We start from the raw sequence: 22,436 nt of genomic DNA, 5'->3' as shown, positions 1-22,436 counted from the left end.
CGAGCGGAGGGTGCCGGCGACAGCGGGACGCGCCCCGAGGGGCGCGACCGATCGATCGAGAGAGAGTTGTGACGAGTGTCTGACAGAAACCGCGACGACGTCGACTGGGCGACGGCTGCCGAGCAGTCGTCGGAGGTCGAGGAGGAGCAGGAGGGCGACGTCCAGTCGCAGGCTGAGGACGCCGTCGAGCCCGCCGAGCAGGGTGCGCTGAGCATCATCGACGAGAACGAGTCCGAGGACGACCTCGCCTCCGACCTCGAGGCAGCGCTGGACGCCATCGGCTCCGTCGACGACCCCGAGGCCGACTCCGCGGTCGACGAGGCCGCGCACATCGACACCGTCGAGGAGGCCGAAGCGGCCCTCGAGGCCGTCGAGGACGAGGCCGAGGTCGCCGCCGAGGACGCCGAGGCCGCCGGTGAGGACCTCGCCGACATCGACCCGTACGAGGCCTTCCGCACCGAGCTGCGCGGCAAGCCGGGCAAGTGGTACGTCATCCACTCCTACGCCGGCTTCGAGAAGCGCGTGAAGTCGAACATCGAGAACCGCAAGGTCTCGCTCGAGGCCGAGGACTACATCTTCGAGGTCCAGGTCCCGATGGAGGACGTGGTCGAGATCAAGAACGGCCAGCGCAAGATGGTCACCCGCGTGCGCATCCCCGGCTACGTGCTGGTGCGCATGGACCTCAACGAGGACTCGTGGTCGGTCGTCCGCCACACGCCGGGCGTCACCGGCTTCGTGGGCAACGCCCACAACCCGACCCCGCTGCGCTTCGAGGAGGCCTTCACGATGCTGAAGAGCCTCGTCGAGATCAAGGACGTCGCCCCCTCGAAGACCTCCGGTGCCAAGGGCCAGAAGCAGGCCCAGCGCGTGCTGCCCGCCGAGGTCGACTTCGAGATCGGCGAGACCATCACCATCAAGGAGGGCTCGTTCGCGGGTCTTCCCGGCTCGATCAGCGAGATCAAGCCCGAGAGCGGCAAGCTCACCGTGCTCGTCTCGCTCTTCGAGCGCGAGACCCCGGTCGAGCTGTCGTTCGACCAGGTCACCAAGCTCTGACGCGTCGCCTCCGCGCCGCATGAACGCCTCCTCCGCAGGTCGGAGGGGGCGTTCGCCGTTCCGGGCGGCGCCCCCTCCAACGCCGCCCCACGCGCACCCGGGCGTCGGCCCCTCCTCCGCCCTGTCGGGGGTGGCCCCGCTCGTGTAAGCTCGTACGGGTTTTCGTGTCGGCGCCCGCCTCTGTGCGCGTCGGACGACCCTCCTCCACCGCGATCCGGCACCGTCGGATGCGCGGGAGAGCGGCCGGGAGCCCCCGACCGCTCGAACCCTGAGAAAAGGAATCAGAATGGCCCCCAAGAAGAAGGTCACCGGCCTGATCAAGCTCCAGATCAAGGCCGGCGCGGCCAACCCCGCGCCTCCGATCGGTCCGGCGCTCGGTCAGCACGGCGTCAACATCATGGAGTTCTGCAAGGCGTACAACGCGCAGACCGAGTCGCAGCGCGGCAACGTCATCCCCGTCGAGATCACCGTCTACGAGGACCGCTCGTTCACCTTCGTGCTGAAGACCCCGCCCGCGGCGGAGCTCATCAAGAAGGCCGCCGGCGTCGCCAAGGGCTCTTCGACCCCGCACACCGTGAAGGTCGCGAAGCTCACCCAGGCGCAGGTCCGCGAGATCGCCGAGGCGAAGCAGGTCGACCTGAACGCCAACGACATCGACGCCGCCGCGAAGATCATCGCCGGCACCGCCCGCTCGATGGGCATCACGGTCGAGTAGCGCGACGCACTGCTCGACGGCGGGAGCGACGCGCCCACCGGTGCGGACCCACCGCGGAAGCCTCGAGAACCCGACGGCGGCCCCTCAGCGGGGTCGCACGCCCGGTCCGGAAACGCCTCCGCACGACCTCTCCGCCTCCCGCGAGCAGCAGTCACGGCCGCGATCGCGGCACCACTAGAACTCCATCACCCCCGTGGGAGAGCCCGCCAGGCTCTAGAACCACATTCTCGTTTCAAGGAGAAACAACATGGCACAGAAGTCGAAGGCCTACCGGGCCGCCGCGGCCAAGCTCGAAGAGGGCAAGTTCTACACGGCCGACGAGGCCGTCGCGCTCGCCCGCGAGACCGGTTCCGCCAAGTTCAACAGCACCGTCGAGGTCGCCCTCAAGCTCGGTGTCGACCCCCGCAAGGCCGACCAGATGGTCCGCGGCACGGTCATCCTGCCCCACGGCACGGGCAAGACCGCCCGCGTCATCGTGTTCGCGACCGGTCCGGCCGCCGAGGCCGCGCTGGCCGCCGGTGCCGACGAGGTCGGAGGCGCCGAGCTCATCGAGAAGGTCGCGGGCGGGTACACCTCGTTCGACTCCGCCGTCTCGACCCCGGAGCTCATGGGCCAGGTCGGCCGTCTCGGAAAGGTGCTCGGCCCCCGCGGCCTCATGCCCAACCCGAAGACCGGCACCGTGACCCCGGACGTGGCGAAGGCCGTGACCGAGATCAAGGGCGGAAAGATCGAGTTCCGCGTCGACAAGCACGCCAACGTGCACCTCGTCGTGGGCAAGGCCGCGTTCACCGAGGAGCAGCTCCAGGAGAACTTCAAGACCGCGCTCGACGAGATCCTCCGCCTCAAGCCGTCCTCCTCGAAGGGCCGCTACATCCAGAAGGCCGCCGTCTCGACGACCTTCGGCCCCGGCATCCCGCTGGACGTCAACGTCCTGGCCTGAGCCGAGCACGCACTGACGTGAGGAGGGGGTCCGCTTCGGCGGGCCCCCTCCTTCGTCGTCCCGGCATACTGGACCGGTGATCCGCCGCTCCACTCCGCCGCGCCTCCCGTGACCGTCCGCCGCGCGTCGGCCGCCGATGCCGAGGCCCTGGCCGAGCTGGCCGCCGCGACCTTCCCGCTGGCCTGCCCGCCGCACACCACCGCGGAGGCGAAGGCCGAGTTCGTGCGCACCGTGCTCTCGGTCGAGCGCTTCCGCGACCACCTCGCCGATCCGCTCCGCTCGCTCCTGGTCGACGACGACTCCGGCGCGCTGACCGGCTACGCGATGCTCGTGCGCGGGGAGCCCGCCGACGCCGACGTCGTCGCGGCGATCCGGCTGCGTCCGACCGTCGAGCTCAGCAAGTTCTACCTCCTGCCCGGCCGGCACGGCTCCGGAGCGGCGGCCGCGCTGATGGCCGCGACCCTCGAGGAGGCGCGGGCTCACGGTGCCGCGGGCGTCTGGCTCGGCGTCAACGAGGAGAACGCGCGCGCTCAGCGCTTCTACTCCAAGCACGGCTTCGCGGTCGTCGGCCGCAAGCGCTTCCTCGTCGGCGACCGCTGGGAGGACGACTTCGTCCTCGAGCGCTCTCTCTCCTGACCCTCCCCGCGAGACGCCGCCCGGGTACGCGACACGCTCCGCGTGGCGTACCGGAGCGGCATCTCGCCGAGGTCAGCCCTCGGAGACGGTGAGGACGATCTTGCCGCGGGTGTGGCCCGTCTCGAGCTGCTCGTGCGCCTCGCAGGCGCGGGCGAGGGGGAAGATGCCGTCGATGAAGACGCGGACGTCGCCCGACTCGAGAAGGCGCGAGACCACGCCGAGGGTCGCCCCGTCGGGAGCGACGCGGTAGGTGGAGGCGCGCACGCCCGCAGCGGCCGCCTCCTCGAAGAACCCGGGCCAGCTCCCGGTGGGCGCGTTCACGATCAGGCCCCCGGGGCGGAGGACCCTCAGCGAGCGCGAGCCCGTGTCGTCGTGGACGTTGCCGACCAGATCGATGACCACGTCGACGCCGGACAGCAGCTCGTCGAAGCGCTCGGCCGTGTGGTCGATCACCTGCGCGGCGCCGAGCTCGTGCAGCCACTGCAGGTTGCGGGTCGAGCCGGTCGCGATAACCGAGGCGCCGAAGTAGGCGGCGAACTGCACCGCGAAGTGGCCGACTCCGCCCGACCCGGCGTGGATGAGGATCCGCTGGCCCTCGTGCGCCTTGGCGAGCTCGACGACCATGCCCCAGGCGGTGAGCGCCGCGAGCGGGACGCCGGCCGCCTCCACGTGCGAGAGCGTCGACGGCTTCCGCGCGATGGAGACGCTCGGCACGCTGACGTACTCCGCGTAGGAGCCCGAGTAGCGCGGCACCATGACGAAGCCGTAGACCTCGTCGCCCGGCCGCAGCGGATGCGCCGGGTAGGGGCTCGAGACGACGACGCCCGAGAAGTCGTGGCCGAGGACCGCCGGGTAGGAGGCGATCTGCGAGGCGACCCCCTGGCCCGCGCGCGTCTTCGCGTCGAGCGGGTTCACGCCGGCCGCGACCACCTTCACGGTGAACTCGGCGTTGATGGCGGAGGGGGTCGGCACGGTCGCCAGGTGCAGGGCGGAGGCGTCGCCCGGCGCGTCGATCACCGCCGCCGTCATCGTGTCGGGGAGGACGACCTCCTCCGGGATCTCGCCGATCGCGAGGCCGTGCCCGAGCGCGCTGGTGTGCATCGTCGCCTTTCCTGTCGCTGAGGCGTGCGGGTGGAGCGTGCCGAGGACGTCGCCCCCGATCCCCGCATCCGACGCCGCGACCAGTCAATCGAGGCAATGAGTCGGCGCTGTTACGGGGGTGTCACCCTCGGGAGAAGATTGGCGCGCGGAGCCGCGGGCGCCCGGTCTGGCACGATGAGGGGATGCGACGCCGACGTACCCTGCTGGTCGGCGGTGCCCTCCTTGTCCTGGCCGGGCTCGTGGTCCTCCTGGCCGCCCGGATCAGCATCGGCACCAGCCGCTGGGTCTACGTCAGCGAGATGGGCGCGCCGGACCTGCCGACGGCGGGCGCCTTCGAGGCCGCCCTTCTGCTCGTGGCGGCCGGCGGCGCGCTGATCGCCGCGGGCGCCTGGCCGGTGCGCGCCCGCCTGCTGCCCGCCCTCCGCCCGGCGGGCGCGATCCTCCTGGCGGCCGCCTGCTTCGCGCTCGCCTCGCAGGTGACCTGCACGGCGGGCTGCCCGCTGCCGGTCGGGCCGGCCTTCCGCTGGCAGGACCTCATCCACACCTCGGCCGCCGTGCTCGGCTTCGGGGCCGCCTGCGCCGCGATGCTCCAGCTGGCGACCGTGCGGGGGCGCCCGGCGGTCGCGCGGCTCTCGCTCGCCGCCGGGATCTCGGTGGCGGTCGTCGCCGGGACGGGCGGGATCCTGTCGCTCCTGCGCGTGTGGCTGCGGCTCGGCGGGACGCTCGAGTTCGTGGCGACGGCGATCGCAGTGCTCTGGCTCGCGTTCGTCGGCCTGGTGCTCGCGCTCGAGGACCTCAGCGCTGAGCGAGCCAGCCGCGGACGTGCCCGCGGATCCGGTCCTGCTGAGCGGCGAAGCCCTCGTCCCGCGACGGCACCCGCTCGCAGTCCGCATCCGGAAGAGCCCTAGCCCACGCCTCCGCGACCTCGACCGGGTGCACGGGGTCGCGCTCGGCCGCGATCACCAGGGTGCGCGCGATGACCTCGCCCAGCTCTCCGGAGTCGCGGTAGGCGGCGTTCCGCGGGATCTGGGCGAGCCGGACGGCGCGCTCGGCCGCGCGCGGGGAGCGGAACTGCAGCGTCAGCGCCTCCGCCGACGCGGGGGACACCTCGGCGGCGCGCGCGAACAGGCTCGAGGCGCGGAACATCCGCTCGCCGCGCTTCGCTCCGTGGTCGTGCAGCAGCTGCGCGATGACGGGGAACACGGTGAGGTTCTCGGGCAGCGGCTCGGCGGTGAAGGCGGGGCGCACGAAGACGGCGCGGTCGATCGGCAGCACGCGTCGGACGGCGAGGCGCAGGGCGATCGCCGCGCCCATCGAGATGCCGAGCACCGTGAGCGGCTTGTGCGCGGCTCCGGCGCGCACGACCTCCTCCGTCACCTCGTCGGCGAGCGCCTCGAGGGCGAAGTCGCCGGGCGCGCCGAGCAGCTCGGAGGCGCCGTGGGCGCGGACGTCCGGAGCGATGACCTCGCTGCCGGCGGGGAGGGCGGAGCGCAGCAGCCCCAGCGGCTGGGAGCGGTCGCCGCCCAGGCCGTGCAGGAGGAGGACCGTCACCGGGCGCGCGTCCGCTCGTGCAGCTCGGCCATCAGCATCCCCGCCAGGCGGACGAGGATGTGGATCTCGTCCTCGTCGCGGTCGACCCAGCGGGAGTTCGGCTCGCCCTCGATCGGCACGAAGTCGCGGTGCTGCTCCCAGACGACGAGCGTGCGCTCGGCGCCGAGGACGTACTGCTGCCAGAAGACCTGCCGCAGGTAGTGGCGCGGGATGCTCCGCCACGGCTTGGTCGTGGTCTTGATCTCGCAGAGCTCGAGCCGGCCGTCCTCGCGGAGGCCGATGCCGTCGGGCGTGGCGAGGTGGCGCCGCTCCTGGCTCGCGTGGAAGAGGGTGCTGCTGGGCTCGATCGCGTGCTCGCTCCGCACCCAGGCGGCGATCTCGGGCTCGCGGGCGCGGCCGTGGTCGGTGAAGGCGTTGCCGCCGAAGCCGGTGCCGTAGAGCTTGTCGAGTGCGGCCCTGCCGATCGCGGCGGGGGAGGAGAGGCGGGCGACATCGGTCGCCGTGATGCCGCGCGAGCGGGCGCGGAGCCAGGCGACGCGGTCCGAGGAGTCGGCGACGACCCTCCGGAGGTGCGGGGGCTCGGCGTCCGTGAAGACGGGCTGCGTCTCCCAGGGGAAGGAGAGCTGCAGGTCGGGCACCGATTCATTCTCTGCCCCCTGCGGCGCCCGGTCGAATCGGCACGCCGACCCGCGGCCTCTCACCGGGGCGGGACGGCCCGAGGCGGCGGCTCAGGCGTCGAGGAAGGCGTCGACGTGCGCGGGGGAGAGGAGGTGGCGCCGGACCATCAGGGCGGCACCGCGGACGCCTCCGCCCTGGGCCGCGGCCTGCACGATGTCGAGCGCGCGGGTCGCCAGGGGGAGGGAGCGGCGGTAGACGACCTCGCGGACCCCGGCGAGGACCTCGTGGCTGGCCTGGGCGATGCTGCCGCCGACGACGATGACGGACGGGTTCAAGAGGTTCACGCAGGTGGCGAGCACCTCGCCGATGTCGCGGCCGGCGGCGCGCGTGAGCTCGACGGTGGTGGGGTCCCCGCCGGTCAGCAGGGTGACGACGTCGGAGGTGCTGGCGGCGTCGATCCCGGACTCGGTCAGCCGGCGGGCGATCGCCGAGCCGCTCGCGATCGCCTCGAGGTCGGCCTCGCCGCGGTCGCCGGGGACCTGCACGTGGCCCAGGTCGCCCGCGGCTCCGAGGGCTCCGCGCTGCAGGGCGCCGCCGCTGACGATCCCGGCTCCGATGCCGGTGGAGACCTTCACGTAGAGGAGGTCGTCGACGTCGGCGTAGTGGTCGGCGTGCTCGCCGAGCGCCAGCAGGTTCACGTCGTTGTCGACGAGGACGGGCACGGGGAGGCGGCGGCCGACGAACTCCGGGATGTCGAAGCGGTCCCAGCCGGGCATGATCGGCGGCTTCACCGGGCGGCCCGTCGCGTGCTCGACGGGTCCGGGGACGCCGACGCCGACTCCCGCGAGCGGGCCGGCCGCCGGAGTCCGGCCGAGCAGGGTCGCGGCGACGTCGAGGGCGTGGCCGAGGACGGCGAGGGGGCCGTCGGCGATGGCGATGCTCTCGCGGCGGCGGGCGAGGACCGTGCCGTCGAGGTCGGTCAGGGCGACGACGGCGTGCGCGGCGCCCAGGTCGACGGCGAGGAGGCTGCGCGCCCGGGGGTCGAAGGCCACGCGGGCGGCGGGACGGCCGCCGGAGGAGGGGGCGTCGTCCTGTCGGGCGACCAGGCCGGAGGCGGTGAGGACGTCGAGCTGGGCGGAGACGGCCGCGCGCGGCAGGCCCGTCTCGGCGACCACGTCGGCCCGCGTCCGGGGCGCCCCGTCGGCCAGCAGGAGCAGGAGCTCGCCGACCGCGCTGACGGTGATGCGGCGGCGCGGGGACATGGCCAGAGTCAACCACAGCGCCCGTGCTTCTGTGCGGCGGGTGCCCGACTTGGCGGGCGCGCAGGGCTAGTTTTGCTTGTCCGTGAGCAAAAGTCCGCGTAGGGTTCGAGGCACACCTTCCGATGCGATCAGGAGCCCCACCGGTGGCCACACCCCCAGACCTCTCTGTCCAGCTGTACTCGGTGCGCGAGCCGCTCGCGGCCGATCTGCCCGCCACCCTCGACCGCCTCGCGGCGATCGGCTTCACCACGGTCGAGCTCTTCGGGTTCGTCGACCTGGCCGACGCCTACCGCGCGGCGCTCCCGGCCAGCGGACTGCGCGCTCCCAGCGCCCACGCGCGCCTCCTCGGCCCGCAGGGCGACGCCACCGTCGACGAGATCCTCGACACGGCCGCCTCGCTCGGCGTCGAGACCGTGATCGACCCCTTCGTCGACCCGACCCGCTGGACCACCGCGGACGACGTCGCCCGCATCGCCGACGAGCTGAACGCGCTGGTCGACTCCGCCGCCGCCCGCGGCCTGGTGCTCGGCTACCACAACCACGCCTTCGAGTTCGAGAACCGCGTCGACGGCCGCAGCGCCTTCGAGCACCTCGCGGGCCTCCTCGACCCGCGCATGGTCCTCGAGCTCGACACCTACTGGGCGGCCGTCGGCGGCGACGACCCGGTCGAGGTGCTCGGACGCCTCGGCGACCAGGTGCGCTTCCTGCACGTGAAGGACGGCCCGATCTCGGCCGACACCCAGGAGCAGCTGCCCGCGGGCGAGGGCGCGATGGACGTCCCGGCGATCCTCGCCGCCGCTCCGCAAGCCCTGCCCGTGCTGGAGTTCGACGCCTACGCCGGCGACATCTTCGAGGGCCTGGAGTCGGCCCACCGCTACGTCTCGGGGCTCGGCGCATGAGCGGCACCGGCCGCGTGGGCGTCGGCGTCATCGGCGCCGGCAACATCAGCACCCAGTACCTGACCAACCTCACCGTCTTCCCCGACCTCGAGGTGCTCTTCGTCGCCGACATCGACCTCGAGCGGGCGAGGACCCAGGCCGAGGCCTTCGGCGTCCCCGCCTCCGGCACCGTCGAGGAGCTCCTCGCGCACGAGGGCATCGAGATCGTCGTGAACCTCACGATCCCGGCCGCGCACGTCGAGGTCGCGCGCCGCGCGGTCGAGGCGGGCAAGCACGTGTGGACCGAGAAGCCCTTCTCGCTCGACCGCGACAGCGGGATCGAGCTGCTCGCGCTGGCCAAGGAGAAGGGGCTGCGCGTCGCGACCGCTCCCGACACCTTCCTGGGCGCGGGCCTCCAGACGGCGCAGCGCGTGATCGAGAGCGGAGCCATCGGCACGCCGCTCTCCGCCCTCACCCTCTTCCAGGGCCCCGGCCCCGAGTCGTGGCACCCGAACCCGGAGTTCTTCTTCGCCGAGGGCGGCGGACCGCTGCTGGACATGGGCCCGTACTACATCACCACGCTCGTGCAGAACCTCGGCCCCGTCGAGAGCGTCACCGCCGTCTCGTCCCAGGCCCGCGCCACCCGCGTCGTGGGCTCCGGCCCGAAGGAGGGCACCGAGTTCCCGGTGACCATCCCGACGCACATCGGCGGGCTGCTCCGCTTCGAGTCCGGGGCCTCGGCCCAGGGCGTGTGGAGCTTCGAGTCGAGCCTGCCGCGCACCGGCTTCGTCGAGATCAACGGCTCCGAGGGCACCCTCGTCCTCCCCGACCCGAACCAGCACGACGGAGAGATCACCCTGCACCGCCGCGGGTCCGCCGAGCCGGAGGTCATCGCGGCGACCGGCTCGACCGCCTCCCGCGGCACCGGCGTGCTCGAGCTCGCCCGTGCGATCCGGGCCGACCGCCCCGAGGCCGCCTCCGGAGACCTCGCGTACCACGTCACCGACGTGATGCTCTCGCTCCTCGAGGCCGCCGAGACCGGCGAGAAGGTCCTCGTCACCAGCTCCGTGACGCCCCGCCCCGCACTGCCCGAGAGCTGGGACCCGACCGAAGCGACCCTCTCCTGATGCCCGCGCCCCTGCGCGTCGGCGTGCTCGGCGGCGGCTTCATGGCGGCCGTGCACAGCCGCGCGGCCCGCAGCGCCGGAGCGGTGCTCGCCGGAGTCGCCTCCTCCACCCCGGAGAAGGGCGAGCGGGCGGCGGCCGAGCTCGGCGTCGAGCGCGCCTACCCGGACGCCCGGGCCCTGATCGAGGACGAGAGCATCGACCTCGTGCACGTCTGCACCCCGAACGCCACGCACGCCGCACTCGCGCTCGCGGCGATCGAGGCGGGCAAGCACGTGGTCTGCGAGAAGCCGCTCGCCGCGACGCTTCGGGAGGCGGAGTCGCTCGCTGCGGCCGCGTCCTCCGCCGGCGTGGTGGCGACCGTCCCGTTCGCCTACCGCTTCCACCCGATGGTGCGCGAGGCCCGTGCCCGCGTCGCCTCCGGCGAGACCGGCCGTCTGGTCACGGTCCGCGGGAGCTACCTCCAGGACTGGCTGCTGGGCGCCTCCGACGACAACTGGCGCGTCGACCCGGCCGCCGGCGGCCGCTCGCGCGCCTTCGGCGACATCGGCTCGCACCTGGTCGACCTGCTGGAGTTCGTCACCGGCGACCGGATCAACTCGCTCGCCGCGATCACGAGCACCGTCCACGCCGAGCGCGGCGGCCGCCCGGTGAGCACCGAGGACGTGGCCGGCCTGATCGTCCGGCTCGAGGGCGGCGCCGTCGGCACGCTCCTCGTCTCGCAGGTCACCGCGGGCCACCGCAACGAGCTGGTGCTCGAGGTGTCCGGGCTGGAGGAGTCGCTGCGCTTCGAGCAGGAGCTCCCCGAGACGCTGTGGGTCGGCCGGCGCGACAGCGCCCTGCTGGTGCCGCGCGACGCCTCGATCCTCGCGCCCGATGCGGCCCGGCTCTCGATCGTGCCGAGCGGCCATCCGATGGGCTACCAGGACGCCTTCACGGCGTTCGCCCGCGACACCTACGCCGCCGTGGCGGGCGCCGACGTGGAGGGTCTGCCGACCTTCGCCGACGGCCTCCGCGCGGCGCGCATCACCGAGGCCGTGCTCGACGCGGCCGAGACAGGCGCCTGGGTGACCGTGCCCGCCGCCGACGACCGGACGGAGATCGCCGCATGAGCGACGAGAAGACCTACCCCGCCACCCACCCCGTGACGCTGTTCACCGGCCAGTGGGCCGATCTGCCCTTCGAGGAGGTCGCCCGACTCGCCGCCGAGTGGGGCTACGACGGACTCGAGATCGCGGCCTCGGGCGACCATCTCGACCTCAAGCGCGCGGACGAGGACGACGCCTACGCCGCCTCGCGTCTGGAGATCCTCGACCGCTACGGCCTCGAGGTCTTCGCCATCTCGAACCACCTCACCGGCCAGGCCGTCTGCGACGACCCGATCGACTTCCGCCACAAGGCACTCGTGCGCGACTACACCTGGGGCGACGGCGACGCGGAGGGGGTGCGGCAGCGCGCCGCCGAGGACATGAAGCGCTCGGCGCGGGTCGCCCGCAAGCTCGGTGTGAACGTGGTCGTCGGCTTCACCGGCTCGAAGATCTGGCCCTACGTGGCGCAGTTCCCGCCGGTGCCGGCCTCCGTCATCGACGAGGGGTACGAGGACTTCGCGACGCGCTGGAACCCGATCCTCGACGAGTTCGACGCGAACGGCGTGGTCTACGCGCACGAGGTGCACCCGTCCGAGATCGCCTACGACTACTGGTCGAGCGTGCGCACCCTCGAGGCGATCGGGCACCGCCCGGCCTTCGGCTTCAACTGGGATCCGTCGCACATGATGTGGCAGGACATCGACCCGGTCGGCTTCATCGTCGACTTCAAGGACCGGATCTACCACGTCGACTGCAAGGACACCCGCCTGCGCCCGAAGAACGGCCGCGCCGGCGTGCTCGGCTCGCACCTGCCCTGGGGCGACCCGCGCCGCGGCTGGGACTTCGTCTCGACGGGGCACGGCGACGTCCCGTGGGAGGACGCGTTCCGGGCGCTGGAGTCGATCGGCTACTCCGGCCCGATCTCCATCGAGTGGGAGGACGCCGGGATGGACCGCCTCCACGGCGCGAAGGAGGCCGTCGGCTTCATCCGCTCGCTGCTCTGGAGGACCCCGACCGCGTCGTTCGACGCCGCGTTCTCGAACCAGTAGCCGCGCGGCTCCCCTCGGCGGGATCCCGTTCCGGTCCGCAGGCCACGTCGCCCGCGCCGGATCGGGGTCCTGCAGGCTGGGGTGGGGTCAGTCGGCGGCCTTGGCGGCGCGCTCGGACTTGATGCGGGCCTGCTCGCGGCGGACCTCCGCGTAGCGGTTCTGCTCGACGCGCAGCCACTCGGGGACCTCGTCGAGCAGGGCCTGGATCTCGGGAGTGGTCAGCGCCTCGGTGACGCCGCCGCGGGCGAGCCCCGAGATGGAGACGTTCAGCCGGGAGGCGATGACGGAGCGGGGGTGCGGCCCCTCCTCGCGCAGCTGCACGAGCCAGGCGGGCGGGTTCGCGGCGAGCTCGTCGTACTGCTCGCGCGTGATCGCCGACTCCTGGAACTCCTCCGGGGTCGCGGGCAGGTAGACCTGCAGCTTCTTCGCCGCGGTCGCAGCCTTCATCGTCTGTGTCGCCTTGGCCATGCGGCAACCCTACCGGCGCGGCGCGGACCACCTACCCTGAGGGGATGAGCGAGCAGCCCGAGACCGTCGACCCGCAGGCCGCTCCCGAGGCGGAGGGGCGTCCGGAGGGCGGGGCGGACGCGACGGCGGACGACGCGTCGGCCGGATCGGGTGCGGACGGCGCCGGAGCCGGAACCGAGTCGGACGACACGGACGGCGCCTCCGAGGACGGCGACTCCGACGACCTCGACTCCGACGATCTCGACGCCGAGGACAGCGACTCCAACGCCGCCGACTCCGACGCCGCCGACTCCGACGCCGAGGACGCCGTCCCCGCCGGCCCCGTGCTCGCCGTCGCCCTCGTGCCCGGCGTCACCCCCACCAAGTGGACCCGCGTCTGGGGCCAGCGCCGCTCCGATCTCCCGCTGCGCATCACCGTCGTCGCCGAGCGCGATCAGGAGCAGGCGCTGCTCGACGGCCGCGCGCAGCTGTCGTTCGTCCGCGGCGACGTCTCCTCCTCCGCCCTCAGCTCCATCCACCTCTACGACGAGCAGCCCGTCGCCGTCGTCGGCCGCGAGCACGTCCTGGCCGCCGCGGAGGAGCTCGACGTCGCCGAGCTGGCCGGCGAGCACCTCCTCCAGGACCCGGAGGACGTGCCGGAGTGGGCCGCGGTCGCCGAGGAGCTCGCGGACGGCTCGCGGCGCCCGCTGCCGCGCATGGCCGGCCTCGACGACGCGGTCGAGCAGGTCGCGGCCGGCGTGGGCGTGCTGATCGTGCCGCAGTCGGTGGCGCGCGTGCACAGCCGCAAGGACGTCACCGCGGTGCCGGTGACCGGCGTCGCTCCCTCCTCCGTCCGCCTCGCCTGGGTGACGGACGACAAGGGCGACGACGTCGAGGACTTCATCGGAGTCGTCCGCGGCCGCAGCGCGAACACCACGCGCGGCACCGCCGCGACGCCGAAGGTCGAGTCGCGGGCGAAGGCCGCCAAGGCGAAGGCGCGGGAGGCGCGCGAGAAGGCGGAGAGGGCCGGCGGCGGCAAGAAGAAGCCGGCCCGCGCCAAGGCGTCCGCGCCGACGGTGCGGCGCACCCGCAAGCCCCGCGGCCGCTGACCGTGGCCGACGACGCTGACTGGTCGCTCCGCCCCGCCACCGCGGAGGACGCCGCGGCGATCGCCGAGCTGCGCGCGGTCGTCATGCGCCCGTCGCTCGAGACGCTCGACCGCTACGACGAGCACCGCGTGCGGCACCGCTTCCTCGACGGCTACCGGCCCGAGCTCACCCGGGTGATCGAGCTCGACGGCGCCTTCGCCGGGAGCATCGCCGCGCGGGTCGAGCCGGACGCGGTCTGGATCGAGCACTTCTACCTGGCGCCGCACGCACAGGGACGCGGAGTCGGCGGCGCCGTCCTGCGCCGGGTGATGGCGGAGGAGGCGCGGCCGGGTCTGCCCTTCCGGCTCGACGTGCTGAAGCGCAGCGACGCCCGCCGCCTCTACGAGCGGCACGGCTTCCGGTTCGAGCGCGCTCTGGAGTGGGACGACATCCTGGTCGCGCCGCCTGTCTCCTGACCCCTGATCGGGGAGGACGACGGGGCGCGGGCCGCCGCTAGCATGAGCGCGATCCCCTCCGCCGGGTCGGCCGCAGGGCGACCTCCTCCTGGAAGCAGGCACTCCGCCGTGTCCCCGCTCGTTCTGAGGTCCGCCGCCTCCGCGGTCCTCGTCGCCGCCCTGGCGATCACCTCCAGCCCGCTCGCCTCCGCCGCATCGGCGGCCACGCCGTCGGCCGCCCCCGTCGCCGCATTCGGCGCCGCCTCCGACGCGCCCCGCTCGATCGTGCTCCCCGAGGGGCAGCCGCTCTGGCAGCCCAGCGCCGAGTCCCCCCTGCCCGCCGTGCCGGACGCGGCGCCGAGCGCCGCCCGTGCGAGCGCTGCCGCGTCGATCAGCGGCCGTGTCGTGGTCGAGGAGGCCGACGGCTCGATCGCGACCACCACCCCCCGTGGCGCCCTCCTGAACGTCGAGGTCTGGTCGAGCGAGGCGGGGCTCCTCGGGAACCACTCCGTCGCCGGCGACCTCACCTTCAGCATCGACGGGCTCACCGCCGGGCAGACCTACTACCTGCTGATCAAGGACGACGCCGACCTGTACGCCGACCTCTGGTCCGGCGGCAGCGCCGTCGCCCGCAGCGCCGAGCCGCTCCAGGCCCCTGCGGCCGGCGTGCAGCTGCGCACCGCACGGCTGGGCTCGCTCGAGGGACGCCTGAGCGGCGTCGCGGGCGACCAGCGCGTCGACATCTGGTACCGCGACCCGGGAACCGACGGCTACTTCCGCACCGGCGAGCTCGACCTGATCACGGGCGGCGACAACCCGTACTCGTTCCAGCAGGTCGTCCCCGGCGACTACCTCGTCCGGGCGTCGAGCCGCGACGACGTGATCGACGACAGCTACTGGGACCACGTCCTCCGCTCGGGCGACGCGGGCGACGTGCGCGTCCCGGTCGGCGGATCGGCCACCGGGATCGACCTCTCGCTGAGCAGCGACTACCAGCAGTACACCGGCCGCCTCGCCGGATCGGACCGCTACGCGACCTCGGTGGAGGCGACGGGCTACTTCTCCCCGGGCATCCCGGTGCTCTACGTGGCGAGCGGGGCGAACTGGCCGGACGCGCTGAGCGCGGGCCCGGCCGCCGCCGCACTCGGAGGCGCGCTCCTGCTCACCGATCCCGACCGCCTGCCTCGGGTCGTCTCCGACGAGATCCGCCGCCTCCGCCCGGAGCGGGTCGTGGTCGTCGGCAGCGAGCTGAGCGTGAGCCCCGGGGTACTCTCCGCGATCCGCTCGATCGTCGGCGGCACCGAGCGGATCGGCGGGACGGACCGCTACGACACCTCCCGCCGGATCGTCGCGGACGCCTTCGGCACCGGCCCCTACTCGAACATGTTCGTCGCGACCGGCACGAACTTCCCTGACGCACTGTCGGCCGCGCCGATCGCAGGCTGGCGTGCGCAGCCCGTGCTGCTGGTCGACGGTGCGACCTCGGGCGCCGACTCCGCGACCGCGACCGCGGTGCGCGCCCTGGCGCCGGAGCACGTGGAGTTCCTCGGCGGCGACCCCTCGATCCGGGACGCGTACGTGGCGGACTTCGCGCGTCGCGGCCTCGCCCCCTCGGTCTCGAGGATCGCCGGCCGCGACCGCTACGAGACCAGCGTCGAGCTGAACAGCGCCTACCCCCAGTCGCTGCTGCAGGACAGCGTCTTCCTCGCCGCGGGGTCCTCCTTCGCCGACGCCCTCTCGGGAGCGACGACGGCGGCGGCCCTGGGCTCGTCCGTGCTGCTGACCGAGCGCGACTGCGTGCACGACTCGACGCTGCGCTTCCTGGCCTCCAACTCGAAGAACTACGCGTTCCTGCTCGGCGGGGAGCCGACGCTCACCGAGGACGTGGCGAACCTCCGCAACTGCGAGTACGACTTCTGACGACGCGTGCTCCCGGGGTCCGGGGCTAGGGTGCGAGCATGCCCACGAGCGATGAGACCTGGACCCTGGCCGAGCACGACGTACCGGTGTACCGCAGCGGTGAGGGCGGCCGCGCGCTGATCCTGATCCACGAGGTCTGGGGGGTCGACGGGCACATCCGCTCGGTCGCCGACCGCTACGCGGCCGAGGGCTACAGCGTCGTCGCCCCCGAGCTCCTGGCCGACAGCGGCCTGCTCGAGCAGCTCGACGAGGAGCAGCGCGCCGACTACGACCACCCGGTGCGGCGCCTGCCGCGCCAGGTCGAGCTGCGCACCTTCTTCGCCCCCGTCTTCACTCCGGAGCACGCGACGCGCACCGTCGCGATCCTCCGCGCCCTCGTCGAGCGGCTCCTGCGCCAGGAGGGCGCGACCAGCGTCTCCGTCACCGGGTTCTGCTACGGCGGCACCTTCTCGTGGGCGCTCGCGCTGGCCGAGCCGCGGCTGGCGGCGGCCGTGCCGTTCTACGGGCACGTCACCGCGTCCGCCGAGGAGCTCGGCGCGCTGCAGGTGCCGGTGCTGGCGTTCCTGGGCGATCAGGACGCTCCCCTCGTCGAGCAGGTGCCGCGCATCCGCGAGGCGACCGAGGGCAAGGACGTCGAGGTCGTCGTCTACCCGGGAGCGGGCCACGCCTTCTTCAACGACGCGAACGAGCAGACCTACCAGGCCGAGGCGGCGACCGACGCCTGGCCGCGGGCGCTCGCGTTCCTCGGAGCGCACGCGGGCTGAGCGGGCTGTGCGGGATCAGCGGGTGAGGATCCACGCCACCAGGTAGCTGCGCGAGTCGGCGCTGTCGATCGAGGAGTCCGGCAGGCGCTCCGCCCGCGCGAGAGCCGCGGCCGGGTCGCTGGTCGCCTGCAGCATCAGCACGTAGTCGGCGAGCGGCGCGCCTGGGGCTCCGGCCACGAGCTCGTCGACCCGCGAGGGGTCGGGGAGGAACGCGGTCGACGGCGGCATCGGGATCAGCTCGATCCCCAGCAGCGCCGAGGGTGTCGCGTCGAAGAAGGTGGCGTAGTCGCGCTTGCCGCCCCAGTTGATCGCGAGGAACGGCGCTTCGAAGCCGACCGGCGTCTCCGGGCTCAGCCAGAGGTCTGCGGCCGCCTGCGTCTCGAGGGAGAGCAGCCAGCGCGCCTCCTCGAGCAGCGGCGCGTTCCCGGAGGCGGCGGCCCAGAGGGCGAGGCCGTTCCAGGCGTTGACCGCCTCGGACACCGACTCCTGGTCGTTGCCGTCCCGGGCCGGCGCGAGCCCCGAGGCCCAGGAGTGGCCGCGGTACGCGTCGAACACGCGCAGCCGCGGGAACTCGGCGGTGTCGACGGGAGAGGCGAGATCCAGGGCGAGCAGGTCCGCGACGGTCCGGTACCGCTCGAGGAGGGACGGGTCCTCGGCGGCCAGCATCCCGACGGCGGAGAGCAGGTAGCCGTAGTGGAAGTGGTGGTCGTTGAACGCGTCGGACCCGAACGACGGCGCGGAGCCGACGACGCCTCCGAGCACGGGGTCGTAGACGACGCACTTCACGGCACCCGGTGCGCAGCCGCGCGGGTCGAGCCACTGGTCGAGCTCGGCGGCGATCCGGTCGTGCAGGTCGGCCGCCACCTCCTCCAGGCCGAGGTCGACGGCGAGACGGTGCAGAGCAGCGGCGCGGTAGAGCTCCTTGCCGGCTCCGTAGGTGTCGGGCGCGGCGAAGCGGGTGGCCGCGGCGTCGAGTGGCACCTGCGTCCGGAGCGTCGTCTTCTCCTCGGCCGTGAGGGAGCCGAGATCGAGCGCCCCCGACTCGACGATAGTGGGGGCGGCGCGGGAGAACGACGTTCCCGCACGGAGCCCCACCCGGCCGTAGAGCGTGTCGTAGCCGATCGCCCCCTCGGCCCCGAGGCCGAAGAACGTCTCGGCGCCGCCCTCGGTCCGCAGCGCGTAGGTCGTGGTGGTGGTGCTCGCCGTGACGTCGTGGGAGACGCTCGCGCCCTCGAGGGGCACTGCACGACGCCGAAGCTCGTCGATCCGCGCCCTGCTCGCTCCCGGAGGCACCGCGAAGAGGAGCAGCGTGCCGTCCAGCGTCATCCGGGGGAACGTATCGAGGGCGGCGGCGGGCGCCACCAGCCCGTACCGCTGTCCGCCCGCGGTGACCAGGAGCAGGCCGCCGGCCGCGCGCTCGGGAGCGGTGGCGCCTCCGATCAGCACCGTCTGGGCGCTCTCGGTCCGGTAGGAGGCGTAGGGCCAGCCCTCGGCTGCGAGGAGCTCACCGGCACCCGCGAGGCTCCAGTGCGCGACGAGGTCGTCGAACGCGGAGAGCGCCACCGCGCTCGAGGGGACCGTCACGGTGAGATCGTCCCGGGCGAGGGCGTAGACGGTCCGCGGAGCCGCCTCCACGATCGGGAGGCCCACGGTGAAGCCGTCGGCGCGCGGCGTGACGGTGAGGATCCCTGAGTAGAGCGGGAGATCCTCCCCGAACACCGGTCCGGACACCCACGAGTTCGTCGGCGGCCGCACCCCTTCGGCAAGCCGCGCCGTCCCCGCGTAGGGGCCGGGGACCTGCGGCAGCTCCCGCGCGTGCACGGACGCTGCCACGGCCCAGTCGGACGCGGAGCCGTCGGACGTGCATCCGGTGAGGCCTGCGATCGCGAGGGCGAGAGCGAGAGCGAGGGCCGCCCCCGCCCCGCGCCTCACCGCGCGAATCCGCCCGGCGTGAAGAGCCTGCCGAGCTGGGCGACCAGCCAGCCGCCGAAGCCGTCGCCGTCGTCGCGGAGCCGCACCTCCGCCGCGACGGGAGCTCCGACCACGGTGTAGTCCTGCGTCGTGATCTCGTCGGTGCGCGCGCGGATGACGGTCGTCGCCCGCCCCTCGTGGAACCGCTCCACCTCGACGTCGTAGATCTCGGCGTCGACGGTCGTCCCGTCCGGCATCGCCACGGCGACGGTGCCGCCGATCGGGACCCGCGAGTAGTCCCGGGCGCCGAGCACGAACTCGCTCTCGAGGTGGATCGAGTCCGAGATCGCGACGACCGCGATCATCTGGTCCTCCTCGACGAAGGAGCCGATCTCGGCGTCGACCGATGTGACCACGCCGTCCAGCGCCGCCGTGAAGACCATCAGGCCGCCCTCCTCGATCCGGTAGCCGACATCGGCGCTGGTGAACGTCTTCGTCTGCATGTCGGACTCGAGGACGGTGCTCTGCAGGCTGAAGAGCACGTCGCCCTTCTCCACCGCGTCGCCGCGGGAGATCGTGAGGTCCTGGATCGTGCCCGCGTAGGGCGTCCCCAGCGAGTACTCGTCGGTGACGAGCTGAGCGCTCGCCGCCCGCACGGTGAGCGAGGAGTTGTTCGCGTAGACCAGGCCGGCGGCGGCGACGCCGAGCGCGAGGGCGCACGAGGCGAGGAAGCCGAGCCAGCGCAGCGCGGTCATGCCGCACCCACGGCGAGTCCGTGGCGTCCCGCGGCGGCGGGGCCGCTCGGAGCGACCACCTCGGCCCGGGCGGCGCGCTTCAGGAGGACGTGCTCGCGCGCCGCGATCACCGCGAACGCTCCGAGCGTGAGGGTGTTCAGGACGTTCCAGGCGAGCGCCACCGAGTACTCCGCGGTCCACTCCGCCTTGAGGAAGCCGACGACGGAGGTCGCGGCCAGGAACACCAGGAAGACCATCTGCACCTTGATGAAGTTGAAGGGCGAGGCGGCCTGCCCGGTCGCGCCCGTCGAGGTCCAGGCCGGCTTCCGGCCCGCGAGAGCGAGGAAGAACGCCTTCGTGTACATCGGGAAGGTGACGGTCGACAGCAGCAGCGTCTCCCACCGGAACGAGCCGATGATGAACAGCGCGAGCCCGATCTGCAGCACGTAGAACCCGCAGTAGAAGAGGATCCACTCGACGAGCGGCACCTCCAGGCTGACCGGCGTGATGTTCAGGTAGATCTGCAGCGGGGGCAGCACGATCAGGCCCAGCGGCACGATCCCGGTGAAGTAGAACGTGACGGTCATGAAGTACTGCACGCGCTGGTCGGTCGTGAGCCGGCGCTTCGGCGAGAACGGGTTGTGCTTGAGCAGGATCTCGAACCCGCCGACGGCCCAGCGGACCTGCTGGCGGACGAAGGCCTCGATCGTCTCGGGCGTGCGCCCGACCGCGAGGGTCATCGGCACGAAGATCGAGCGCCAGCCGCGCTCGTGCACGAAGATCGACGTCCAGATGTCCTCGGACTGCGAGCCCTCGTACATCCCGCCGATGTCGTCGAGGGCCTTGCGGCGGAAGACGGCGTTGGTGCCCACGCAGAAGGCGGAGTTGTACTTGTTCTTGCCCGGCTGGGTGAGGGCGTAGAAGACGATCTGCATGTAGGCGGAGCCGCGCGAGATGAAGTTGTGCGCGTTCCCGTAGACCTGCGGGGCCTGCACGAAGGCGACGTCGTCGTGGGCGAAGAAGGGGAGAGTCTCCTCCAGGAACTCCGGCACGGTCACGAAGTCGGCGTCGATCATCACGGCGAAGTCCGAGTCGGTCAGACGGAGCGCGTGGTTCACGTTGCCGGCCTTGGCACCCGCGCGGTCCTCGCGCACCACGTAGCGGACGCCCAGGCGCTCGGCGATCGCGGCGACCTGCGGGTCGTCCCCGTCGTCGAGGAGCCACGTCACGTGGGTGCCGCGCATGTCGCGGGCCGCACGGGCCGTCTCCTCGATGATCGCGGGGTCCTCCCTGTAGGTCGTGATGAAGACGTCGACGGTGATGCGGCGGCGGCCGAGGTAGAGGTCCTCGCCGATCGGGATGCCGTCGACCGGGCTCCCGTAGAGCGTCGCTCGAGCGGAGTGGAAGGCGGAGTCGCGCGGGTCGTAGGTGCTCGACAGGGCGGTCCACATCGTGAGCGCGGCCTGGCCGATCAGGTACAGCTCGCAGATGATGACGATGGCGAACGGGAGGGGGTCGCCGATGTTGCGCGGGTTGAGCAGGAAGGCGCCGTAGAGCAGAGCGCCGGCGCCGGAGAGGAGCACGATCATGATGAGCGAGGGCGACTGCTGCTTGGCGCGGCTGGTGACGGCACGGGGGCTGGCGACGCGTTGCTGGCGCGTCAGGAGCGGGCGGATCTCGGGTGGAGCGGGAGGACCAGGGCGGGCGGGGGTGCTGGGGTTCACGGGTGAGCTCTTCGGGTAGGTGGAAGCGGGGGCCCGGAGCGTCGTCGGTCGGGGGTGCCGGACGGCGCGCCGGAGGAGCGCCTGTGCGCGCGTTCGGCTCAGGTCGCTGATGCGCCGCGGTCCGTCGGGTACGGCGCGGGCGTCGGGGCCGCGGTCCCGTCGGGTACGGGGTCGCGGTGCGGAGGCCGCCCGTCATCGGGGATGTCGGCGACGGTCCCCATGTTCGACCTGGGAGAGTGCCGGGACAAGAGCCGGAAGAGGACGTGTCCGCTAGCGGACACCCCGTTCCGACACCGCAGCTCCGCGGCGCTGAGCTCGCCGACGGCCGGCTTCAGCGCGGTCGGACCGGCAGCCAGCCCCGCCGGGCCGCGAGCACGCCCGCCTGGAAGCGGCTCTCGGCGCCGAGCAGCTCGAAGAGACCGGCGATGTGCCGACGGCAGGTGCGCACGCTGAGGTCCAGCCGTGCCGCGAGCGCCTCGTCGGTGAGCCCGGCGGCGAGGCCCTGCAGGATCGACCGCTGCACCGCGGAGAGGGAGGGCTCCTCCTCGGCACCTGCCGCGTGCAGGGGCGCTGCGAACTCCCACGCCGCGTCGAACACGCGCGCCAGGGTCGCCGCGAGCTCGGGGGAGCGGACGACCAGGGCGGCGCGGTCGTCCTCGTCGCGGGAGCGGGCGACGATCGCGAGGGAGCGGTCGAAGACCACCAGCCGGAAGGGCAGCGCCGGGAGGGTCCGGAACCGCGCGCCCAGCGGCTCGAGCTCCGCGACCGAGCGCCGGAGGGCCGCGTTGTCGCGGCGGCGGTCGTGGTACAGCGTCCGTCTCGCGATACCGCGCCCGAGCAGCTCGCGGTCGACGGCGTCGCTCGCCTCGTGCCGCTCCACGCTGCTGGTGCCGGGAGCGGCGATCAGCACCTCCTCCGAGGCTCCGCGCTGCAGGTCGAGGAGCAGCCGGAGGACGGTCGCCGGGTCCTCGATCACCTCCACCTGCTCCGCGGCGGCGAGGGCGCTGCGGGCGCTCCGGTAGGCGGGGACGAGGGCCATCAGCTCGCTGCGGCGGCGGGTGATCCCGGTCTGCAGCTCGAGGAGGCGCCGCTCGTCGTCGGCGATCAGCTCGGCCAGGGCGATGTCCGGCGCGGCCGTGGCGAGCGACTCCGCGCCCGCGTGCAGCGGAGCGAGCAGCCGGAGCCCGAGCAGCTCGTCACGCGCCTCGCGGAGGCCGTCGACGGTGACGCCGAGCTCGTCCGACGCGCTCTCGAGCGACCAGTCTCCGCGCACGGACGCGTGCAGGTACAGCGCGATCGCGTTCTCGCTCAGCACCGGCGGCCCCCCGTTCTCCCGACCCTCCCGAGTGTAGGAGGCGCGCACTCAGCGCCGCCGCGC

Annotated in this window: 22 protein-coding genes; 13 read left to right on the top strand and 9 right to left on the bottom strand. The window is 73.2% G+C overall.

From position 1 onward, the window contains the following. Window positions 1-75 precede the first annotated feature (75 nt). The 4 genes from nusG (at window position 76) to C5B95_RS02240 (ending at window position 3,344) form a co-directional block, all read left to right on the top strand. Entirely contained in the window at window positions 76-1,053 is a 978-nt protein-coding gene (gene nusG / locus C5B95_RS02255; RefSeq protein ID WP_104234235.1) for a transcription termination/antitermination protein NusG, read from the top strand. A gap of 286 nt (window positions 1,054-1,339) precedes the next feature. Continuing rightward, window positions 1,340-1,768, top strand: a complete 429-nt coding sequence (gene rplK / locus C5B95_RS02250) for a 50S ribosomal protein L11 (protein WP_104223632.1) — start codon at window positions 1,340-1,342, stop codon at window positions 1,766-1,768. 247 nt (window positions 1,769-2,015) lie between these two features. After that, window positions 2,016-2,708: a 50S ribosomal protein L1 gene (gene rplA / locus C5B95_RS02245; protein WP_104223633.1), complete on the top strand. Its 693-nt coding sequence runs from the start codon at window positions 2,016-2,018 to the stop codon at window positions 2,706-2,708. Between the two features lie 108 nt (window positions 2,709-2,816). Beyond that, window positions 2,817-3,344, top strand: a complete 528-nt coding sequence (locus C5B95_RS02240; RefSeq protein WP_104292415.1) for a GNAT family N-acetyltransferase — start codon at window positions 2,817-2,819, stop codon at window positions 3,342-3,344. Window positions 3,345-3,416: 72 nt separating this feature from the next. Here the strand turns inward: C5B95_RS02240 and C5B95_RS02235 are convergent, their stop codons facing one another. After that, window positions 3,417-4,445, bottom strand: coding sequence for an NADP-dependent oxidoreductase (locus C5B95_RS02235; RefSeq protein WP_374952914.1), 1,029 nt, complete (start codon window positions 4,443-4,445; stop codon window positions 3,417-3,419). 182 nt (window positions 4,446-4,627) lie between these two features. On the opposite strand from C5B95_RS02235, the gene C5B95_RS02230 reads away from it, so the two are divergent. Next, window positions 4,628-5,353, top strand: coding sequence for a DUF998 domain-containing protein (locus C5B95_RS02230; protein ID WP_104223635.1), 726 nt, complete (start codon window positions 4,628-4,630; stop codon window positions 5,351-5,353). Here the strand turns inward: C5B95_RS02230 and C5B95_RS02225 are convergent. The 3 genes from C5B95_RS02225 to C5B95_RS02220 all read right to left on the bottom strand — a co-directional run bounded on the left by C5B95_RS02225 (window position 5,241) and on the right by C5B95_RS02220 (window position 7,876). After that, window positions 5,241-5,996, bottom strand: coding sequence for an alpha/beta fold hydrolase (locus C5B95_RS02225; RefSeq protein WP_181067972.1), 756 nt, complete (start codon window positions 5,994-5,996; stop codon window positions 5,241-5,243). The two genes, C5B95_RS02230 and C5B95_RS02225, sit on opposite strands and share 113 nt — an antisense overlap. Then, the gene (locus C5B95_RS17035; RefSeq protein WP_104238303.1) at window positions 5,993-6,625 is read right to left on the bottom strand and encodes a YqaJ viral recombinase family protein; all 633 of its coding nucleotides are present in this window, start codon (window positions 6,623-6,625) and stop codon (window positions 5,993-5,995) included. Before C5B95_RS17035 ends, C5B95_RS02225 begins: the two co-directional genes overlap by 4 nt. A gap of 99 nt (window positions 6,626-6,724) precedes the next feature. Then, complete coding sequence (locus C5B95_RS02220; RefSeq protein WP_104348387.1) at window positions 6,725-7,876, bottom strand: ROK family transcriptional regulator; 1,152 nt, start codon at window positions 7,874-7,876, stop codon at window positions 6,725-6,727. A 143-nt stretch (window positions 7,877-8,019) separates the two neighbouring features. On the opposite strand from C5B95_RS02220, the gene C5B95_RS02215 reads away from it, so the two are divergent. The 4 genes from C5B95_RS02215 to C5B95_RS02200 are packed head-to-tail and all read left to right on the top strand — an operon-like array spanning window position 8,020 to window position 12,015. After that, a complete protein-coding gene (locus tag C5B95_RS02215; RefSeq protein WP_258059739.1) occupies window positions 8,020-8,775 on the top strand; it encodes a sugar phosphate isomerase/epimerase in 756 nt (251 codons plus the stop codon). Beyond that, on the top strand, window positions 8,772-9,881 hold the full coding sequence (locus tag C5B95_RS02210) for a Gfo/Idh/MocA family protein (RefSeq protein ID WP_104234231.1): 1,110 nt from the start codon (window positions 8,772-8,774) through the stop codon (window positions 9,879-9,881). Before C5B95_RS02215 ends, C5B95_RS02210 begins: the two co-directional genes overlap by 4 nt. Then, complete coding sequence (locus C5B95_RS02205) at window positions 9,881-10,990, top strand: Gfo/Idh/MocA family protein (protein WP_104348386.1); 1,110 nt, start codon at window positions 9,881-9,883, stop codon at window positions 10,988-10,990. Before C5B95_RS02210 ends, C5B95_RS02205 begins: the two co-directional genes overlap by 1 nt. After that, entirely contained in the window at window positions 10,987-12,015 is a 1,029-nt protein-coding gene (locus C5B95_RS02200; protein ID WP_181067971.1) for a sugar phosphate isomerase/epimerase, read from the top strand. Before C5B95_RS02205 ends, C5B95_RS02200 begins: the two co-directional genes overlap by 4 nt. Window positions 12,016-12,102: 87 nt before the next feature. On the opposite strand, the gene C5B95_RS02195 is transcribed toward C5B95_RS02200, so the two are convergent. Next, a complete protein-coding gene (locus C5B95_RS02195) occupies window positions 12,103-12,483 on the bottom strand; it encodes a DUF5997 family protein (RefSeq protein ID WP_104223641.1) in 381 nt (126 codons plus the stop codon). 44 nt (window positions 12,484-12,527) lie between these two features. On the opposite strand from C5B95_RS02195, the gene C5B95_RS02190 reads away from it, so the two are divergent. The 4 genes from C5B95_RS02190 (at window position 12,528) to C5B95_RS02175 (ending at window position 16,689) form a co-directional block, all read left to right on the top strand. Continuing rightward, window positions 12,528-13,571, top strand: a complete 1,044-nt coding sequence (locus C5B95_RS02190; protein ID WP_104348385.1) for a LysR substrate-binding domain-containing protein — start codon at window positions 12,528-12,530, stop codon at window positions 13,569-13,571. 2 nt (window positions 13,572-13,573) lie between these two features. Further along, a complete protein-coding gene (locus C5B95_RS02185) occupies window positions 13,574-14,026 on the top strand; it encodes a GNAT family N-acetyltransferase (protein WP_258059499.1) in 453 nt (150 codons plus the stop codon). Between the two features lie 108 nt (window positions 14,027-14,134). Continuing rightward, a complete protein-coding gene (locus C5B95_RS02180; RefSeq protein WP_104348384.1) occupies window positions 14,135-15,925 on the top strand; it encodes a cell wall-binding repeat-containing protein in 1,791 nt (596 codons plus the stop codon). A gap of 38 nt (window positions 15,926-15,963) precedes the next feature. After that, window positions 15,964-16,689 (top strand): dienelactone hydrolase family protein, encoded by a 726-nt coding sequence (locus C5B95_RS02175; protein WP_104223644.1) that lies wholly within the window; start codon window positions 15,964-15,966, stop codon window positions 16,687-16,689. 15 nt (window positions 16,690-16,704) lie between these two features. Here C5B95_RS02175 and C5B95_RS02170 read toward each other — a convergent pair whose 3' ends face one another. The 4 genes from C5B95_RS02170 to C5B95_RS17775 all read right to left on the bottom strand — a co-directional run bounded on the left by C5B95_RS02170 (window position 16,705) and on the right by C5B95_RS17775 (window position 22,373). After that, on the bottom strand, window positions 16,705-18,621 hold the full coding sequence (locus C5B95_RS02170) for a glycosyl hydrolase (RefSeq protein WP_104348383.1): 1,917 nt from the start codon (window positions 18,619-18,621) through the stop codon (window positions 16,705-16,707). Beyond that, window positions 18,618-19,355: a biotin/lipoyl-binding protein gene (locus C5B95_RS17310; protein WP_104247768.1), complete on the bottom strand. Its 738-nt coding sequence runs from the start codon at window positions 19,353-19,355 to the stop codon at window positions 18,618-18,620. Before C5B95_RS17310 ends, C5B95_RS02170 begins: the two co-directional genes overlap by 4 nt. Next, entirely contained in the window at window positions 19,352-21,058 is a 1,707-nt protein-coding gene (locus tag C5B95_RS02160; protein WP_104247767.1) for a glycosyltransferase family 2 protein, read from the bottom strand. The genes C5B95_RS17310 and C5B95_RS02160 overlap by 4 nt, the downstream gene beginning before the upstream one ends. 331 nt (window positions 21,059-21,389) lie before the next feature. Then, window positions 21,390-22,373: a LuxR C-terminal-related transcriptional regulator gene (locus tag C5B95_RS17775; RefSeq protein ID WP_104348382.1), complete on the bottom strand. Its 984-nt coding sequence runs from the start codon at window positions 22,371-22,373 to the stop codon at window positions 21,390-21,392. Window positions 22,374-22,436: the final 63 nt, after the last annotated feature.

It is taken from the genome of Rathayibacter sp. AY1A7 (assembly GCF_002930845.1).
Classification (GTDB): domain Bacteria; phylum Actinomycetota; class Actinomycetes; order Actinomycetales; family Microbacteriaceae; genus Rathayibacter.
The sequence above is the reverse complement of the archived record's forward strand: the minus strand, read 5'-3'. Positions and strand labels throughout refer to the sequence as shown.

What these genes read in the sequence shown, in the direction of transcription:
- rplK (WP_104223632.1), top strand. Translation starts at nt 1,340, where the DNA reads ATGGCCCCCAAGAAGAAGGTCACCGGCCTGATCAAGCTCCAGATCAAG.
- rplA (WP_104223633.1), top strand. Translation starts at nt 2,016, where the DNA reads ATGGCACAGAAGTCGAAGGCCTACCGGGCCGCCGCGGCCAAGCTCGAA.
- C5B95_RS02235 (WP_374952914.1), bottom strand. Translation starts at nt 4,445, where the DNA reads ATGCACACCAGCGCGCTCGGGCACGGCCTCGCGATCGGCGAGATCCCG.
- C5B95_RS02230 (WP_104223635.1), top strand. Translation starts at nt 4,628, where the DNA reads ATGCGACGCCGACGTACCCTGCTGGTCGGCGGTGCCCTCCTTGTCCTG.
- C5B95_RS02220 (WP_104348387.1), bottom strand. Translation starts at nt 7,876, where the DNA reads ATGTCCCCGCGCCGCCGCATCACCGTCAGCGCGGTCGGCGAGCTCCTG.
- C5B95_RS02210 (WP_104234231.1), top strand. Translation starts at nt 8,772, where the DNA reads ATGAGCGGCACCGGCCGCGTGGGCGTCGGCGTCATCGGCGCCGGCAAC.
- C5B95_RS02205 (WP_104348386.1), top strand. Translation starts at nt 9,881, where the DNA reads ATGCCCGCGCCCCTGCGCGTCGGCGTGCTCGGCGGCGGCTTCATGGCG.
- C5B95_RS02200 (WP_181067971.1), top strand. Translation starts at nt 10,987, where the DNA reads ATGAGCGACGAGAAGACCTACCCCGCCACCCACCCCGTGACGCTGTTC.
- C5B95_RS02195 (WP_104223641.1), bottom strand. Translation starts at nt 12,483, where the DNA reads ATGGCCAAGGCGACACAGACGATGAAGGCTGCGACCGCGGCGAAGAAG.
- C5B95_RS02190 (WP_104348385.1), top strand. Translation starts at nt 12,528, where the DNA reads ATGAGCGAGCAGCCCGAGACCGTCGACCCGCAGGCCGCTCCCGAGGCG.
- C5B95_RS02175 (WP_104223644.1), top strand. Translation starts at nt 15,964, where the DNA reads ATGCCCACGAGCGATGAGACCTGGACCCTGGCCGAGCACGACGTACCG.
- C5B95_RS17310 (WP_104247768.1), bottom strand. Translation starts at nt 19,355, where the DNA reads ATGACCGCGCTGCGCTGGCTCGGCTTCCTCGCCTCGTGCGCCCTCGCG.